At 48.1% G+C, this 210-nt stretch carries 1 pseudogene; it reads right to left on the bottom strand.

Annotation, left to right across the window (positions count from 1 at the left end):
* Positions 1-210 (bottom strand): annotated as a pseudogene (locus HJV72_RS19505) (site-specific integrase); the annotation flags it as partial.

The following is a 210-nucleotide window of genomic DNA, read 5'->3' on the forward strand; positions in this document are numbered from 1 at the left end:
TGCAGCCGGTTAACAGAATTCCCAGGCAGGTCACATCCCCCTTTGCAGCTTCGTTCTGCAGGTACTCTTCTAATTTCCGGATATCCGTTCCCAAGGGAGTATGAACAGGTCTTTGTTTCACTGCGGCATAAGTATGGGGCTGTTCCAGTCCGCCGCAATGATATTTTCCATCCAGAAACCGCAGGATTTGGCTTAGAATTATCTGGATTT

It is taken from the genome of Extibacter sp. GGCC_0201 (assembly GCF_017566055.1).
In the GTDB taxonomy this organism is placed as follows: domain Bacteria; phylum Bacillota; class Clostridia; order Lachnospirales; family Lachnospiraceae; genus Extibacter.